A 14,497-nucleotide genomic window follows, 5' to 3' on the forward strand; every position below is an offset into this window, starting at 1 on the left:
CTGGTAATACCGAAAAATTCTTACTCTTAATAAATTACTTTAACTCAACGCCCTATCCGCTTGAGTGTGTTTGATTTTTTTCGTCATTTTTCCTCTCTGTTAATCCTTCCATCTTCCTTTGTTGCGCTAAATCGCCGTCCTGTAAGGGATTTCCCTATGAACGTGCCTTGACGGTGTGGCGGGCGGATTCCTATAGTGTGCGCAAGTGGCAGAAAGTGGGATGAAGTGGGTTTTCTGACACAAAAAAGCTAACATTGTGGGGAATCGCAGCCGTGTTCCGCGGAGCCAACGCCGTCAGCCTCGATGCCAAGGGCCGTCTCGCCATGCCGAGCCGGTACCGTGACGAGCTCGATTCGCGTTGCAATGGTCAGTTGATCGTGACCATCGACGCCGTTGATCCCTGCTTGTGTGTTTATCCCCTCGACGAGTGGGAACAGATAGAAGCCAAGCTGCGCGCCCTGCCGTCGTTGCGTGAGGAAAACCGTCGCCTGCAGCGTTTGCTGATCGGCAATGCGGTTGACCTGGACCTCGATGGCAGTGGACGTTTCCTGGTGCCGCCGCGCCTGCGTGAGTACGCCAAGCTGGACAAGAAGGCGATGCTGGTGGGGCAGCTGAACAAATTCCAGCTGTGGGACGAGGATGCCTGGAACGCGGTTTCGGCAGCCGATCTTGCAGCTATTCAACAACCGGGCGCCATGCCCGATGATTTGCGTGACCTGATCCTGTGACCATAGATAGCGGCTTCAACCACATCACCGTCCTCCTCGACGAAGCCGTCGAGGCCTTGGCTCTGCGCGCCGACGGTTGCTATCTGGACGGCACCTTCGGGCGTGGCGGCCACAGCCGCCTGATCCTCAGCAAGCTCGGGCCGCAGGGGCGGCTGCTGGGGTTCGACAAGGATCCACAGGCGATTGCCACCGGGCAAGCGCTAGCGGCCGAAGACGGCCGCTTTGTCATTGTGCAGCGCAGCTTTGCCGAGCTGGGTGCCGAGGTGGCCGAGCGCGGCCTGGCAGGCAAGGTCAGCGGCATCCTGCTTGACCTGGGCGTGTCTTCGCCGCAGCTCGATGACCCCGAGCGTGGCTTCAGTTTCCTCAACGACGGCCCGCTGGACATGCGCATGAACCCGAACCAGGGTATCAGCGCCGCCGAGTTCATCGCCACTGCGCCGGTCGAGGAAATCGCCCGTGTGTTCAAGGAGTATGGCGAGGAGCGTTTCGCCGGGCGCATGGCGCGTGCCGTGGTCGAGCGTCGCGAGAAGCAGCCGTTCACCCGTACCGCCGACCTGGCCGAGGTGCTCAAGGTCGCCAATCCGGCCTGGGAGAAGGGCAAGAATCCGGCCACTCGAGCGTTCCAGGGGCTGCGCATTCACGTCAACAATGAACTGGGTGACCTCGAGGCGGGCCTTGAAGCCGCGCTCGATGCCCTCGAAGTGGGTGGCCGCCTGGCGGTGATCAGTTTCCACTCGCTGGAAGACCGTATCGTCAAACTGTTCATGCGCAAGCTGGTCAAGGGCGAAGCGGACAACCTGCCGCGCAACCTGCCGGTGCAGCACAAGACCTTCGAGCCGAAGATCAAGCTCATCGGCAAGGCGCAGTTCGCCTCCGAAGCCGAACTCAAGGCCAACCCGCGGTCGCGCAGCGCCGTGATGCGGGTGGCGGAGAAGTTGCGGTGAGCCGGCTGTTTGCCAAGCCTTTGCCAGGCGGAAGCTTCCTGATGCTCCTGCTGTTCGTCGCCGTCCTGATTTCGGCCATTGCCGTCTCCTACAGTGCCCACTGGAACCGCCAACTGCTCAACACCCTGTACGGTGAACTGAGCGAGCGCGACAAGGCCCAGGCCGAGTGGGGGCGGCTGATCCTCGAGCAAAGCACCTGGACCGCGTCCAGCCGTATCGAGAGCCTGGCCTCCGAGCAGCTCAAGATGCGCGTGCCCGCCGCTGACGAAGTGCGGATGGTGGCGCCATGATGAAGCTCGAGGGCGCGCTCTATCCTTGGCGGTTCAGGGTGGTTATCGGCTTGCTGGCGCTGATGGTCGGTGCCATCTGCTGGCGCATCATCGACCTGCAGGTGGTCGACCGTGACTTCCTCAAAGGCCAGGGTGATGCCCGCAGTCTGCGCCATATTCCTATTCCTGCGCACCGTGGCCTGATCACCGACCGCAACGGCGAGCCGCTGGCCGTCAGTACTCCGGTCACCACCTTGTGGGCCAACCCCAAGGAAATGCAGGCGGCAAAGGATCGCTGGCCGCAACTGGCCGCCGCACTGGGGCAGAACCCGCAGCAGCTGACCGAGCGCCTGACCCAGCAGGCCAACAAGGAATTCATCTACCTGGTCCGTGGCCTGACCCCGGAGCAGGGCCAGCACGTGCTCGACCTGAAGGTGCCGGGTGTCTACGGCCTGGAAGAGTTCCGTCGCTTCTATCCGGCAGGCGATGTCACCGCGCACATGGTCGGCTTCACCGACCTGGACGACCATGGTCGTGAAGGCGTCGAGCTGGCCTACGACGAGTGGCTTGCGGGAGTGCCCGGCAAGCGGCAGGTGATCAAGGATCGGCGTGGTCGGCTGATCAAGGATATCCAGGTAACCAAGAACGCCAAGGCCGGCAAGACCTTGGCGTTGTCGATAGACCTGCGCCTGCAATACCTGGCCACCCGCGAACTGCGCAACGCGATCGCCGAACAGGAAGCCAAGGCCGGCAGCCTGGTGATCATGGACGTCAAGACCGGTGAGGTCCTGGCCATGGTCAACCAGCCGACCTACAACCCGAACAACCGCCGCAGCATGTTCCCGGCGGCGATGCGCAACCGGGCGATCATCGACGTTTTCGAGCCGGGTTCGACGGTCAAGCCGATCTCCATGAGTGCTGCGCTGCAGAGCGGCCGCTGGAAACCCACTGACAAGGTCGAGGTATATCCGGGCAGCTTGCAGATCGGCCGCTACACCATCAAGGACGTGTCCAGGAGCGAGGGCCCGATCCTCGACCTGACCGGCATCCTGATCAACTCGTCCAACGTCGGCATGAGCAAGATCGCCTTCGATATCGGTGGCGAGGCCATCTATCGGGTGATGTCCCAGGTCGGCCTGGGCCAGTACACCGGCCTCGGCTTCCCAGGAGAGCGCGTCGGCAACCTGCCCAACCACCGCGAGTGGCGCAAGGCCGAGACCGCGACCCTGTCGTATGGCTATGGCGTGTCGGTGACCGCCCTGCAACTGGTGCATGCCTACGCCGCGCTGGCCAACGACGGCAAGATGGTGCCGCTGTCGATTCTCAAGGTCGACAAGGCGCCGGAAGCGGTGCAGGCCATCCCCAAGGAAACCGCCGAAACCGTGCAGGCCATGCTGCAGCAGGTGATCGAGGCGCCACGTGGGGTGTTCCGCGCCCAGGTGCCGTTCTATCACGTGGGTGGCAAGTCGGGTACCGCGCGCAAGGCCACCGTCGGTTCCAAGGGCTACACCGAGAACGCCTACCGTTCGCTGTTCGCCGGCTTCGGCCCGATGAGCGATCCGCGCTACGCCATCGTCGTGGTCATCGACGAGCCGAGCAAGGGCGGTTACTTCGGTGGCCTGGTCTCGGCCCCCGTATTCAGCAAAGTGATGTCGGGCACCCTGCGCCTGATGAATGTACCGCCGGACAACCTGCCGCCTTCGACGCAGCAAGCCAGCGCAGTACCCGCCAAGGGAGGGCGAGGTTGATGACGATGCCATTGAGCAAACTATTTGCCCATGCCAGCCGCGATCCGTTGATCCGCGAGCTGACCCTGGACAGCCGCGCCGTGCGCCCGGGCGACCTGTTCCTGGCCGTGCCGGGGGCCAAGGTCGATGGTCGCGCGCATATTGCCGATGCGCTGGCTCGTGGCGCCGCCGCAGTGGCCTATGAAGAGCAGGGCGCCAGCGTGCTGCCGCTCACCGATGCGCCGCTTATTCCGGTCAAGGGTCTGATCGGCCAGCTGTCGCAGATCGCCGGCCGCTTCTATGGCGAGCCGAGCCGTCAGCTCGACCTGGTCGGCGTGACCGGCACCAATGGCAAGACCAGCGTGACCCAACTGCTGGCCCAGGCGCTTGACGCCCTGGGCAACCGCTGTGGCCTGATCGGCACCCTCGGCACCGGTTTTTATGGCGAGCTACAGAGCGGCCGCCTGACCACGCCGGACCCGATCGCCGTGCAATCGACCTTGAATGACCTGAAGAAGGGCGGGGCCAAGGCCGTGGCCATGGAGGTATCCTCCCATGCGCTCGAGCAGGGCCGGGTTGCCGCGCTGGACTTCGATATCGCGGTGATGACCAACCTGTCCCGCGACCACCTGGACTACCACGGCAGCATGGAGGCCTACGAGGCCGCCAAGGCCAAGCTGTTCGCCTGGTCGAGCCTGCGTGCCCGGGTGGTCAACCTGGATGATGACTTTGGGCGTCGCCTGGCAGATGCTCCTGCCACATCGCGCCTGATCAGCTACAGCCTGCAGGATTCGGCGGCGTCGCTGTTCTGCAAAGAGGCTGCCTTCAACGATGATGGCGTGCGCGCCGTGATCGTCACCCCGCAGGGCGAGCATGTCTTGCGTAGCCGCCTGCTGGGGCGTTTCAACCTGAGCAACATGCTGGCGGTGGTAGCCACACTGATGGCGCTGGATTACCCGCTGGACGAAATTCTCAAGGTCATCCCGCAACTGCAAGGGCCGGTCGGCCGCATGCAGCGCCTGGGTGGCGGAGACAAGCCGCTGGTGGTGGTCGATTACGCCCACACCCCGGATGCCTTGGAAAAAGTACTCGAAGCCCTGCGTCCGCACGCTCACGGCAAGCTGCTGTGCCTGTTCGGCTGTGGTGGCGATCGTGACGCTGGCAAGCGCCCGCTGATGGCTGAAGTGGCCGAGCGCCTGGCCGACCGAGTGCTGGTCACCGACGACAACCCGCGTAGCGAAGACCCCATGCGGATCTTCGACGATATTCGCCCCGGATTCGCCAAGCCTGCGGCCGTCGCGTTCGTCGCCGGCCGTGGCGCGGCCATTGCCCAGCTGATCGCCAGTGCCAGTGCCGACGACGTGATCGTCCTGGCTGGCAAGGGGCACGAGGATTACCAGGAGATCAATGGCCAGCGCCATGACTTCTCCGACCTGGTCGAAGCCGACAAGGCACTTGCAGCCTGGGAGGCGCCACATGCTTAAGCCGATGATCCTCAGCCAGCTGACCGGCGCCCTGAATGCGCGTCTGGCAGGCGCCGACGCCAGCTTCACAGGCGTGAGCATCGACAGCCGCAGTGTCGTCGCCGGCCAACTGTTCGTCGCCCTGACCGGGCCGCGCTTCGATGGCCACGACTACCTGGCTGACGTGAAGGCCAAGGGCGCGGTCGCCGCGCTGGTCGAGCGCGAAGTCGCCGGTGTCGACCTGCCGCAGCTGCTGGTCGCCGACTGCCGCGTCGCCCTCGGCCAGCTCGGCGCGCTGAACCGTGCCGCCTTCGACAAACCGGTGGTGGCCATCACTGGTTCCAGCGGCAAGACCACGGTCAAGGAAATGCTCGCCGCGATTCTGCGTACCCGTGGACCGGTGCATGCCACCCGGGGCAACCTGAACAATGACCTCGGCGCACCGCTGACCCTGCTCGAGATCGCTCCGCAGCACAGCGCCGCGGTGATCGAGCTGGGCGCCTCGCGCATCGGCGAGATCCGCTATACCGTCGGCCTGACCCGACCGCAGGTGGTGATCATCAACAACGCCGGTACTGCCCACGTCGGCGAGTTCGGTGGCCCGGAGAAGATCGTCGAAGCCAAGGGCGAGATCCTTGAAGGCCTGGGCGAGGGCGGCACGGCCATCCTCAACCTGGCCGACAAGGCGTTCGAGATCTGGCGCAAGCGGGCGGGCAATCACCGCATCTTCAGTTTCGCCCTGGACAACCCGCATGCGGACTTCCATGCCAGCGACATCGGGCGCGACGCCCGTGGCTGCCCGTCGTTCACCCTGCACGGCCCGGACGGCAGCGTCTCGGTGCAGTTGAACCTGCTCGGCACCCACAACGTCAGCAACGCCCTGGCCGCGGCAGCCGCTGCCCATGCCGTTGGTCTGAGCCTGAGCGGCATCGCCGCGGGCCTTGCCGCCATGCAACCGGTCAAGGGCCGCACCGTGGCGCAGATCGCACCCAGCGGCGTGCGGGTCATCGACGACAGCTACAACGCAAATCCCACCTCGATGTGCGCCGCCATTGATATACTCGCCGGCTTTTCCGGGCGCACCGTTCTGGTGCTCGGGGATATCGGCGAACTGGGACAATGGGCCGAGGAAGGCCACCGCCAGGTGGGCGACTATGCCCGCGGCAAGGTCGACGCGCTGTACGCGGTGGGCACCAACATGGCCCATGCGGTCAAGGCGTTCGGCGCCAATGGCCGCCATTTCGCTACTCAAGCTGAGCTGATCGCTGCCGTTGGCGCCGAGAATACCAGCGATACCACTATCTTGATCAAGGGCTCGCGCAGCGCTGCGATGGAAAACGTCGTGGCTGCACTGTGTGGTGCCAGCGGGGAGAAACATTAATGCTGCTGCTGTTGGCTGAGTATCTGCAACAGTTCCACAAGGGCTTCGCGGTCTTTCAGTACCTGACCCTGCGCGGGATCCTGGGTGTGCTGACCGCGTTGTCCCTGGCCCTGTGGTTGGGCCCGTGGATGATCCGTACCCTGCAGATCCGCCAGATCGGTCAGGCCGTGCGCAACGACGGCCCGCAATCGCACCTGTCCAAATCCGGCACCCCGACCATGGGCGGCGCGCTGATCCTGTCGGCCATTGCCATCAGCACCCTGCTGTGGGCCGACCTGACCAACCGCTACGTGTGGGTGGTCCTGATCGTCACCCTGGCGTTCGGCGCCATCGGCTGGGTCGACGACTACCGCAAGGTGATCGAAAAGAACTCCCGTGGCCTGCCGAGCCGCTGGAAGTATTTCTGGCAGTCGGTGTTCGGCCTGGCCGCGGCGATCTTCCTGTACAAGACCGCGCCGACCAGCGTCGAGACCACGCTGATCATCCCGATGCTCAAGGACCTGGCGATTCCGCTGGGCGCCGGGTTCATCGTGCTGACCTATTTCGTCATCGTCGGCTCAAGCAACGCGGTCAACCTGACCGACGGCCTCGATGGCCTGGCGATCATGCCGACGGTGATGGTCGGCGGTGCCCTGGGCATCTTCTGCTACCTGTCGGGTAACGTGAAGTTCGCTGAATACCTGCTGATCCCTTACGTGCCGGGCGCGGGCGAGCTGATCGTGTTCTGCGGCGCGCTGATCGGTGCGGGCCTGGGCTTCCTGTGGTTCAACACCTATCCGGCCCAGGTATTCATGGGCGACGTCGGCGCTCTGGCGCTGGGCGCGGCCTTGGGCACCATCGCGGTGATCGTCCGCCAGGAAATCGTCCTGTTCATCATGGGCGGCGTGTTCGTGATGGAAACCCTGTCGGTGGTCATCCAGGTGGCTTCGTTCAAGCTCACCGGCAAGCGCGTGTTCCGCATGGCGCCGATCCACCACCACTTTGAACTCAAGGGTTGGCCCGAGCCACGGGTGATCGTCCGCTTCTGGATCATCACCGTGATTCTGGTGCTGATTGGCCTTGCCACCCTGAAACTGAGGTAAACGAGCGTGTCACTGATCGCTTCCGACCAATTCCGCATCGTTGTCGGCCTCGGCAAGAGCGGCATGTCCCTGGTTCGCTTCCTGGCGAACCGGGGCATTGCCTTTGCGGTCGCCGACACCCGCGAGCAACCGCCGGAACTGGACACCCTGCGCCGTGAGTACCCGCAGGTGGAAGTGCGCTGTGGCGAGCTCGACGTGGACTTCCTGTGCCGGGCCAACGAGCTGTACGTGAGCCCCGGCCTGGCCCTGGCCACGCCTGCCCTGCAGCAGGCCGCCGCGCGAGGGGTGAAGCTGTCGGGCGACATCGAGTTGTTCGCCCGCCACGCCAAGGCACCGATCATCGCCATCAGCGGCTCCAACGCCAAGAGCACCGTCACCACCCTGGTCGGCGAAATGGCCGCCAAGGCAGGCAAACGTGTGGCTGTCGGTGGCAACCTCGGTACCCCGGCCCTCGACCTGCTGGCCGACGATGTCGAGCTGTACGTGCTGGAGCTGTCGAGCTTCCAGCTGGAAACCACCGACCAGCTCAACGCCGAAGTGGCCACCGTGCTGAACATCAGCGAAGACCACATGGACCGCTACAGCGGCCTGCCGGCCTATCACCTGGCCAAGCACCGGATCTTCCGCGGTGCCCGCCAGGTGGTGGTGAACCGTCAGGATGCCCTGAGCCGTCCATTGCCGGTCGAAGGCCGGCCGAGCTGGAGCTTCGGGCTCAACGCGCCGGACTTCAAGGCCTTTGGCCTGCGCGAAGTGGAGGGCGAGAAGTACCTGGCGTTCGAATTCCAGACGCTCATGCCGGTGCGTGAGCTGAAGATCCGTGGCGCCCACAACCAGAGCAACGCCCTGGCCGCGCTGGCTCTCGGTCATGCCGCCGGCCTGCCCTTCGCGCCAATGCTCGACGCCCTGCGCGAGTTCAAGGGCCTGGCCCATCGCTGCCAGTGGGTGCGCGAGCGCAACGGGGTGAACTGGTACGACGATTCCAAGGCCACCAACGTCGGTGCCGCCCTGGCTGCCATCGAAGGCCTGGGCGCCGATATCGAAGGCAAGCTGGTACTGATCGCGGGTGGTGATGGCAAGGGCGCCGACTTCGCTGCCCTGCGCGAGCCGGTGGCTCAGCATTGCCGTGCCGTCGTGCTGCTTGGCCGTGACGCCGAGCGTCTGGCTGAAACCTTGGGTGATGCCGTGGCGCAGGTCCGGGTCAAGACCCTCGACGAAGCCGTGCAGCGTTGTGCCGAACTGGCGCAGCCGGGCGACGCTGTCCTGCTGTCGCCTGCCTGCGCCAGCCTCGACATGTTCAAGAACTTCGAAGAACGCGGGCGCCTGTTCGCCCAGGCGGCGGAGGGGCTGGCATGATCTTCGGCATCCTCAAGCCGTATCCGTCGCCGCTGATCAGCGGCCGTGGCATCGACCTCGACTTCCCACTGCTGGCCGGCTGCCTGGCGCTGCTCGGCCTGGGCCTGGTGATGATCACCTCGGCCTCCTCGGAGGTGGCCGCGGTGCAGTCGGGCAACCCGCTGTACCACATGATCCGCCACCTGGTGTATGTCTCCCTCGGCCTGGGGGCCGGGGTGTTGACCATGCTGGTGCCGATCGCCACCTGGCAGCGCATGGGCTTCCTCATGCTGATAGGCGCCTTCGGTCTGCTGGTGCTGGTGCTGGTGCCAGGCATCGGCCGCGAGGTGAACGGTTCGATGCGCTGGATCGGCTTCAGCTTCTTCAACGTGCAGCCGTCGGAGATCGCCAAGGTCTTCGTGGTGATCTACCTCGCCGGCTACCTGGTTCGCCGGCAGACCGAGGTGCGCGAAAGCTGGATGGGCTTTTTCAAGCCGTTCATCGTGCTGCTGCCGATGGCCGGCCTGTTGCTGATGGAGCCAGACTTCGGCGCCACGGTGGTGATGATGGGCGCCGCGGCGGCCATGCTGTTCCTCGGTGGGGTGGGGTTGTTCCGCTTTTCGCTGATGGTGGTGCTGGCGGTCATTTCGGTGGTGGTGCTGGTCCAGGCCCAACCGTACCGCATGGCGCGACTGATCACCTTCACCGACCCCTGGTCCGACCAGTTCGGCTCCGGCTATCAGCTGACCCAGGCGCTGATCGCCTTCGGCCGCGGCGAGTGGCTGGGCGTGGGCCTTGGCAACAGCGTGCAGAAGCAGTTCTACCTGCCCGAGGCGCACACCGACTTCGTGTTCTCGGTGCTGGCCGAAGAGCTCGGCGTGGTCGGTTCGCTGCTGACCATCGCGCTGTTCGTCTTCATCACTGTGCGCGCGCTGTACATCGGCCTGTGGGCCGAGAAGGCCAAGCAGTTCTTCGCCGCCTACATGGCCTTTGGCCTGTCGTTCCTGTGGATCGGCCAGTTCCTGATCAACATCGGCGTGAACGTCGGCCTGCTGCCGACCAAGGGCCTGACCCTGCCGTTCCTCAGCTACGGCGGCAGCTCACTGGTGATCTGCTGCGCCTGCGTGGGGCTTTTGCTGCGGATCGAGTGGGAGAGCCGCACGCACCTGGGCAGCGAGGAGCACGAATTCAAGGAGAGCGATTTTGCCGAGGAGACCAGCCATGGCCGCTGACGGCAAGAACATCCTGATCATGGCGGGCGGTACCGGGGGGCACGTGTTCCCGGCCCTGGCCTGCGCCCGCGAGTTCCAGGCCCGTGGCTACAGCGTTCACTGGCTGGGCACCCCGCGTGGCATCGAGAACGAGCTGGTGCCTCAGGCCGGCCTGCCGTTGCACCTGATCCAGGTCACCGGCCTGCGTGGCAAGGGCAAGCTGTCGCTGCTCAAGGCGCCGTTCACCCTGGTCAAGGCCGTGCTGCAGGCGCGGCGGATCGTGCGTCAGCTCAAGCCGGTCTGCGTGGTCGGCTTCGGCGGCTATGTGACCGGGCCCGGCGGTGTTGCCGCCCGGTTGTGCGGGGTGCCGCTGGTGATCCACGAGCAGAATGCCCGCGCCGGCACCACCAATCGCCTGCTGCTGCCGTTGGCCGCGCGTGTCTGCGAAGCCTTCCCGGACACCTTCGCCGCCAGCGACAAGCTGCGTACCACCGGCAATCCGGTGCGTCCGGAGCTGTTCATGGACGCGGCGCGCGCGCCCCTGGCCGAGCGCCGTGTGCGCCTGCTGGTCATGGGTGGCAGCCTGGGTGCGGAACCATTGAACAAATTGTTGCCTAAGGCCCTGTCCGAAGTGCCGGAGAACCTGCGCCCCGAGGTGTTCCACCAGGCCGGGAAAAACCACGCCCCGGTCACCGCCGAGCGTTATCACGAGGCAGGTGTCGAGGCCCAGGTCGAACCGTTCATCAAGGACATGGCCCATGCCTATGGCTGGGCCGATATGGTGGTGTGCCGGGCCGGCGCCCTGACCGTCAGCGAACTCGCGGCGGCGGGCCTGCCCTCGATGCTGGTGCCCTTGCCCCATGCCATCGACGACCACCAGACCCACAACGCCCAATACCTGGCTCGCGAAGGCGCCGCCTTCCTGATGCCACAAGCGACTACTGGCGCAGCGCAGCTCGCTGAACGCCTGAACGAGGTGCTGATGCAACCCGAGAAACTCAACGCCATGGCCGGCACCGCCCGCCGCCTGGCCAAACCTGGCGCAACCAGCACCGTGGTCGATATCTGCCTGGAGGTGGCCCATGGTTGAGAGCCAGAAAGCCATGCCCCAGCCAAAGATGGGCCGTATCCGTCGCATCCATTTCGTCGGCATCGGCGGCGTGGGCATGTGCGGCATCGCCGAAGTGCTGCTGAACCTGGGCTACGAAGTATCCGGTTCCGACCTGAAAGAGTCGCCGGTGACCGAGCGCCTGCAGTCGTTCGGCGCGCAGATCTTCGTCGGCCATCGCGCCGAGAATGCCGCCAACGCCGATGTGCTGGTGGTGTCCAGCGCGATCAACCCGGCCAACCCGGAAGTCGCCACCGCTCTGGAGCGGCGGATTCCCGTGGTGCCGCGTGCCGAGATGCTTGCCGAGCTGATGCGCTATCGCCACGGCGTGGCCGTTGCCGGCACCCACGGCAAGACCACCACCACCAGCCTGCTGGCCTCGGTGTTCGCCGCCGGCGGCCTGGACCCGACCTTCGTCATCGGCGGTCGCCTGACCGCGGCCGGCACCAACGCGCAACTGGGCACCAGCCGCTACCTGATCGCCGAGGCCGACGAGAGCGACGCCAGCTTCCTGCACCTGCAGCCGATGGTCGCCGTGGTCACCAATATCGACGCCGATCACATGGCCACTTACGAAGGCGACTTCAACAAGCTGAAGAAGACCTTCGTCGAGTTCCTGCACAACCTGCCGTTCTACGGGCTGGCGGTGATGTGCCTGGACGATCCGGTGGTGCGCGAGATCCTGCCGCAGGTCAAGCGCCCGACCGTCACCTACGGCTTCAGCGAAGAGGCTGACATCCGCGCCATCAACGTGCGTCAGCAGGGTATGCAGACTCACTTCACCGTGCTGCGCCGTGACTGCGAGCCGCTCGAGGTGTCGGTGAACATGCCGGGCAACCACAACGTGCTCAACGCCCTGGCCACCATCGCCATCGCCACCGACGAAGGCATCAGCGACGAAGCCATCGTCCAGGGCCTGTCGGGCTTCCAGGGCGTCGGTCGACGCTTCCAGGTCTACGGCGAGCTGCCGGTCGACGGTGGCAGCGTGATGCTGGTCGACGACTACGGTCACCACCCGACCGAGGTCGCCGCGGTGATCAAGGCCGTGCGTGGCGGTTGGCCGAGCCGCCGCCTGGTGATCGTCTACCAGCCGCACCGCTACAGCCGTACCCGCGACCTGTACGACGATTTCGTCCAGGTGCTGGGCGATGCCAACGTGCTGTTGCTGATGGAGGTCTACCCGGCCGGCGAAGAGCCGATCCCCGGCGCCGACAGCCGCCAGCTGTGCCACAGCATCCGCCAGCGCGGCAAGCTCGATCCGATCTACATCGAACGTGGCGCCGAGCTTGCGCCGCTGGTCAAGCCGCTGCTGCGCGCCGGCGACATCCTGATCTGCCAGGGTGCCGGTGATGTCGGTGGCCTGGCCCCGCAATTGATGAAAAGCCCGCTGTTCGCAGGCGCCAAGCAGGAGAAGTCGAAATGACCAGCGCCTACGACAAGTTGCACTCGACCCTGGACGTCAAGGCCTTTGGCCGCGTCGCTGTGCTGTACGGTGGCAAGAGTGCCGAGCGTGAGGTTTCCCTGAAATCGGGCAAGGCAGTGATCGAGGCGCTGACCAACGCTGGTGTCGACGTCGTCGCCATCGACGTCGGCGACGACCTGCTGACCCGCCTGCAGAGCGAGAAGATCGACCGCGCCTTCATCATCCTCCACGGCCGTGGCGGTGAGGACGGCAGCATGCAGGGCCTGCTCGAGTGCCTGGGGATTCCCTACACCGGCAGCGGCATCCTCGCCTCGGCGCTGGCCATGGACAAGCTGCGCACCAAGCAGGTGTGGCAGAGCCTGGGCATCCCCACGCCGCGTCACGCCGTGCTGGCCAGCGAGCAGGATTGCGTGGCCGCCAGTGCGGAACTGGGCTTCCCGTTGATCGTCAAACCCGCCCATGAAGGTTCGAGCATCGGCATGGCCAAGGTGAACAGCGAGCAAGAGCTGGTCGCCGCCTGGAAAGACGCCGCCAAGTACGACTCGCAAGTGCTGGTCGAGCAGTGGATCCACGGTCCGGAGTTCACCATCGCCGTATTGCGCGGCCAGGTGCTGCCGCCGATCGCGCTGGGCACCCCGCACGTGTTCTACGACTACGACGCCAAGTACATCGCCAACGACACCCAGTACCGCATCCCTTGCGGCCTGGACAGCGTCAAGGAGCAGGAGCTGATCGACCTGACCGCGCGCGCCTGTGATGCCGTTGGCATCGAGGGCTGGGGCCGTCTGGACGTGATGCAGGACGAGCAGGGCCGGTTCTGGCTGCTCGAAGTCAACACCGCACCGGGCATGACCGACCATAGCCTGGTGCCCATGGCGGCCCGTGCCGCCGGCCTGGACTTCCAGCAACTGGTGCTGGCAATCCTGGCCGACAGCGTAGCGACGAGAGGTTAATAGACATGCAAGGCGCGATGATACGTCAGCAGCCCCCCGTGACCGGCCGTAGCAAGCCGGTGCCGCGTGGTGCCAGCCGACTGGTGGCCGACGAGCCCGTATCGGCGCGCCTGCCACGGCCGAGCTTCGGCGGTCTCAAGCGCCTGCTGTGGCCGGTGCTGCTGGTGGCCGCGGGCTTTGGCGCCTACGAGGGCGCCATCCGCCTGATGCCTTACGCCGACCGGCCGATCACCAAGATCGACGTGCAGGGCGACCTCAGCTACATCAGCCAGCAGTCGGTGCAGCAGCGGATCGCCCCCTATGTGGCGGCGAGTTTCTTCACCGTCGACCTGGCGGCGATGCGCGTCGAACTGGAGCAGATGCCCTGGATCGCCCACGCCGAAGTGCGCCGGGTGTGGCCGGACGAGGTGGTGATCCGCCTGGAAGAACAGCTGCCGGTGGCGCGCTGGGGCGACGAGGCCTTGCTCAACAACCAGGGCCAGGCCTTCACGCCGCGCGAGCTGGCCAACTACGAGCACCTGCCGCAGCTGTTCGGGCCGCAGCGCGCTCAGCAACAAGTCATGCAGCAGTATCAGGTATTGAGCCAGATGCTGCGCCCCATGGGCTTTTCCATCGCTCGCCTGGAGCTGCGCGAGCGAGGCAGCTGGTTCCTGACCACCGGTGCGGGCAGCGCCGGTGCGGGCGTCGAGCTGCTGCTGGGGCGCGACCATCTGGTGGAGAAGATGCGCCGTTTCATTGCCATTTACGACAAATCGCTTAAAGACCAGATCACCAATATCGCCCGCATCGATCTGCGTTATGCCAACGGACTTGCCGTTGGTTGGCGGGAACCGAATGCACCGACGACGGCCCAACCCGCCGTTGCGAAGAATTAGA

At 65.2% G+C, this 14,497-nt stretch carries 13 protein-coding genes; all 13 read left to right on the forward strand.

Features of this window, described 5'->3' with window-relative positions; all coding sequences use genetic code 11:
* Nucleotides 1–272 precede the first annotated feature (272 nt).
* The 13 genes from mraZ to K5H97_RS05220 are packed head-to-tail and all read left to right on the forward strand — an operon-like array spanning nt 273 to nt 14,496.
* Nucleotides 273–728, forward strand: coding sequence for a division/cell wall cluster transcriptional repressor MraZ (gene mraZ, locus K5H97_RS05160; RefSeq protein WP_028689748.1), 456 nt, complete (start codon nt 273–275; stop codon nt 726–728).
* Nucleotides 725–1,672 (forward strand): 16S rRNA (cytosine(1402)-N(4))-methyltransferase RsmH, encoded by a 948-nt coding sequence (gene rsmH / locus K5H97_RS05165; RefSeq protein WP_028689747.1) that lies wholly within the window; start codon nt 725–727, stop codon nt 1,670–1,672. Before mraZ ends, rsmH begins: the two co-directional genes overlap by 4 nt.
* Nucleotides 1,669–1,962: a cell division protein FtsL gene (ftsL, locus tag K5H97_RS05170; protein ID WP_028689746.1), complete on the forward strand. Its 294-nt coding sequence runs from the start codon at nt 1,669–1,671 to the stop codon at nt 1,960–1,962. Before rsmH ends, ftsL begins: the two co-directional genes overlap by 4 nt.
* Entirely contained in the window at nt 1,962–3,689 is a 1,728-nt protein-coding gene (locus K5H97_RS05175; protein WP_162175252.1) for a peptidoglycan D,D-transpeptidase FtsI family protein, read from the forward strand. Before ftsL ends, K5H97_RS05175 begins: the two co-directional genes overlap by 1 nt.
* A complete protein-coding gene (locus tag K5H97_RS05180; protein WP_028689744.1) occupies nt 3,689–5,152 on the forward strand; it encodes a UDP-N-acetylmuramoyl-L-alanyl-D-glutamate--2,6-diaminopimelate ligase in 1,464 nt (487 codons plus the stop codon). Before K5H97_RS05175 ends, K5H97_RS05180 begins: the two co-directional genes overlap by 1 nt.
* On the forward strand, nt 5,145–6,512 hold the full coding sequence (locus K5H97_RS05185; protein ID WP_028689743.1) for a UDP-N-acetylmuramoyl-tripeptide--D-alanyl-D-alanine ligase: 1,368 nt from the start codon (nt 5,145–5,147) through the stop codon (nt 6,510–6,512). Before K5H97_RS05180 ends, K5H97_RS05185 begins: the two co-directional genes overlap by 8 nt.
* On the forward strand, nt 6,512–7,594 hold the full coding sequence (mraY, locus tag K5H97_RS05190; RefSeq protein WP_028689742.1) for a phospho-N-acetylmuramoyl-pentapeptide-transferase: 1,083 nt from the start codon (nt 6,512–6,514) through the stop codon (nt 7,592–7,594). Before K5H97_RS05185 ends, mraY begins: the two co-directional genes overlap by 1 nt.
* A gap of 6 nt (nt 7,595–7,600) precedes the next feature.
* Complete coding sequence (gene murD, locus K5H97_RS05195) at nt 7,601–8,947, forward strand: UDP-N-acetylmuramoyl-L-alanine--D-glutamate ligase (protein ID WP_028689741.1); 1,347 nt, start codon at nt 7,601–7,603, stop codon at nt 8,945–8,947.
* Nucleotides 8,944–10,158 carry a putative lipid II flippase FtsW gene (gene ftsW, locus K5H97_RS05200; RefSeq protein WP_028689740.1) on the forward strand — a complete coding sequence of 405 codons (1,215 nt, stop codon included), beginning with the start codon at nt 8,944–8,946 and terminating at the stop codon, nt 10,156–10,158. The genes murD and ftsW overlap by 4 nt, the downstream gene beginning before the upstream one ends.
* Nucleotides 10,148–11,227: an undecaprenyldiphospho-muramoylpentapeptide beta-N-acetylglucosaminyltransferase gene (gene murG, locus K5H97_RS05205; protein WP_028689739.1), complete on the forward strand. Its 1,080-nt coding sequence runs from the start codon at nt 10,148–10,150 to the stop codon at nt 11,225–11,227. The genes ftsW and murG overlap by 11 nt, the downstream gene beginning before the upstream one ends.
* On the forward strand, nt 11,220–12,668 hold the full coding sequence (gene murC, locus K5H97_RS05210) for a UDP-N-acetylmuramate--L-alanine ligase (RefSeq protein WP_028689738.1): 1,449 nt from the start codon (nt 11,220–11,222) through the stop codon (nt 12,666–12,668). Before murG ends, murC begins: the two co-directional genes overlap by 8 nt.
* Entirely contained in the window at nt 12,665–13,621 is a 957-nt protein-coding gene (locus K5H97_RS05215) for a D-alanine--D-alanine ligase (protein ID WP_028689737.1), read from the forward strand. Before murC ends, K5H97_RS05215 begins: the two co-directional genes overlap by 4 nt.
* Nucleotides 13,622–13,626: 5 nt before the next feature.
* A complete protein-coding gene (locus tag K5H97_RS05220; RefSeq protein ID WP_028689736.1) occupies nt 13,627–14,496 on the forward strand; it encodes a cell division protein FtsQ/DivIB in 870 nt (289 codons plus the stop codon).
* The last annotated feature ends 1 nt before the right edge of the window (nt 14,497 follow it).

It is taken from the genome of Pseudomonas mosselii (assembly GCF_019823065.1).
In the GTDB taxonomy this organism is placed as follows: Bacteria; Pseudomonadota; Gammaproteobacteria; order Pseudomonadales; family Pseudomonadaceae; genus Aquipseudomonas; species Aquipseudomonas mosselii.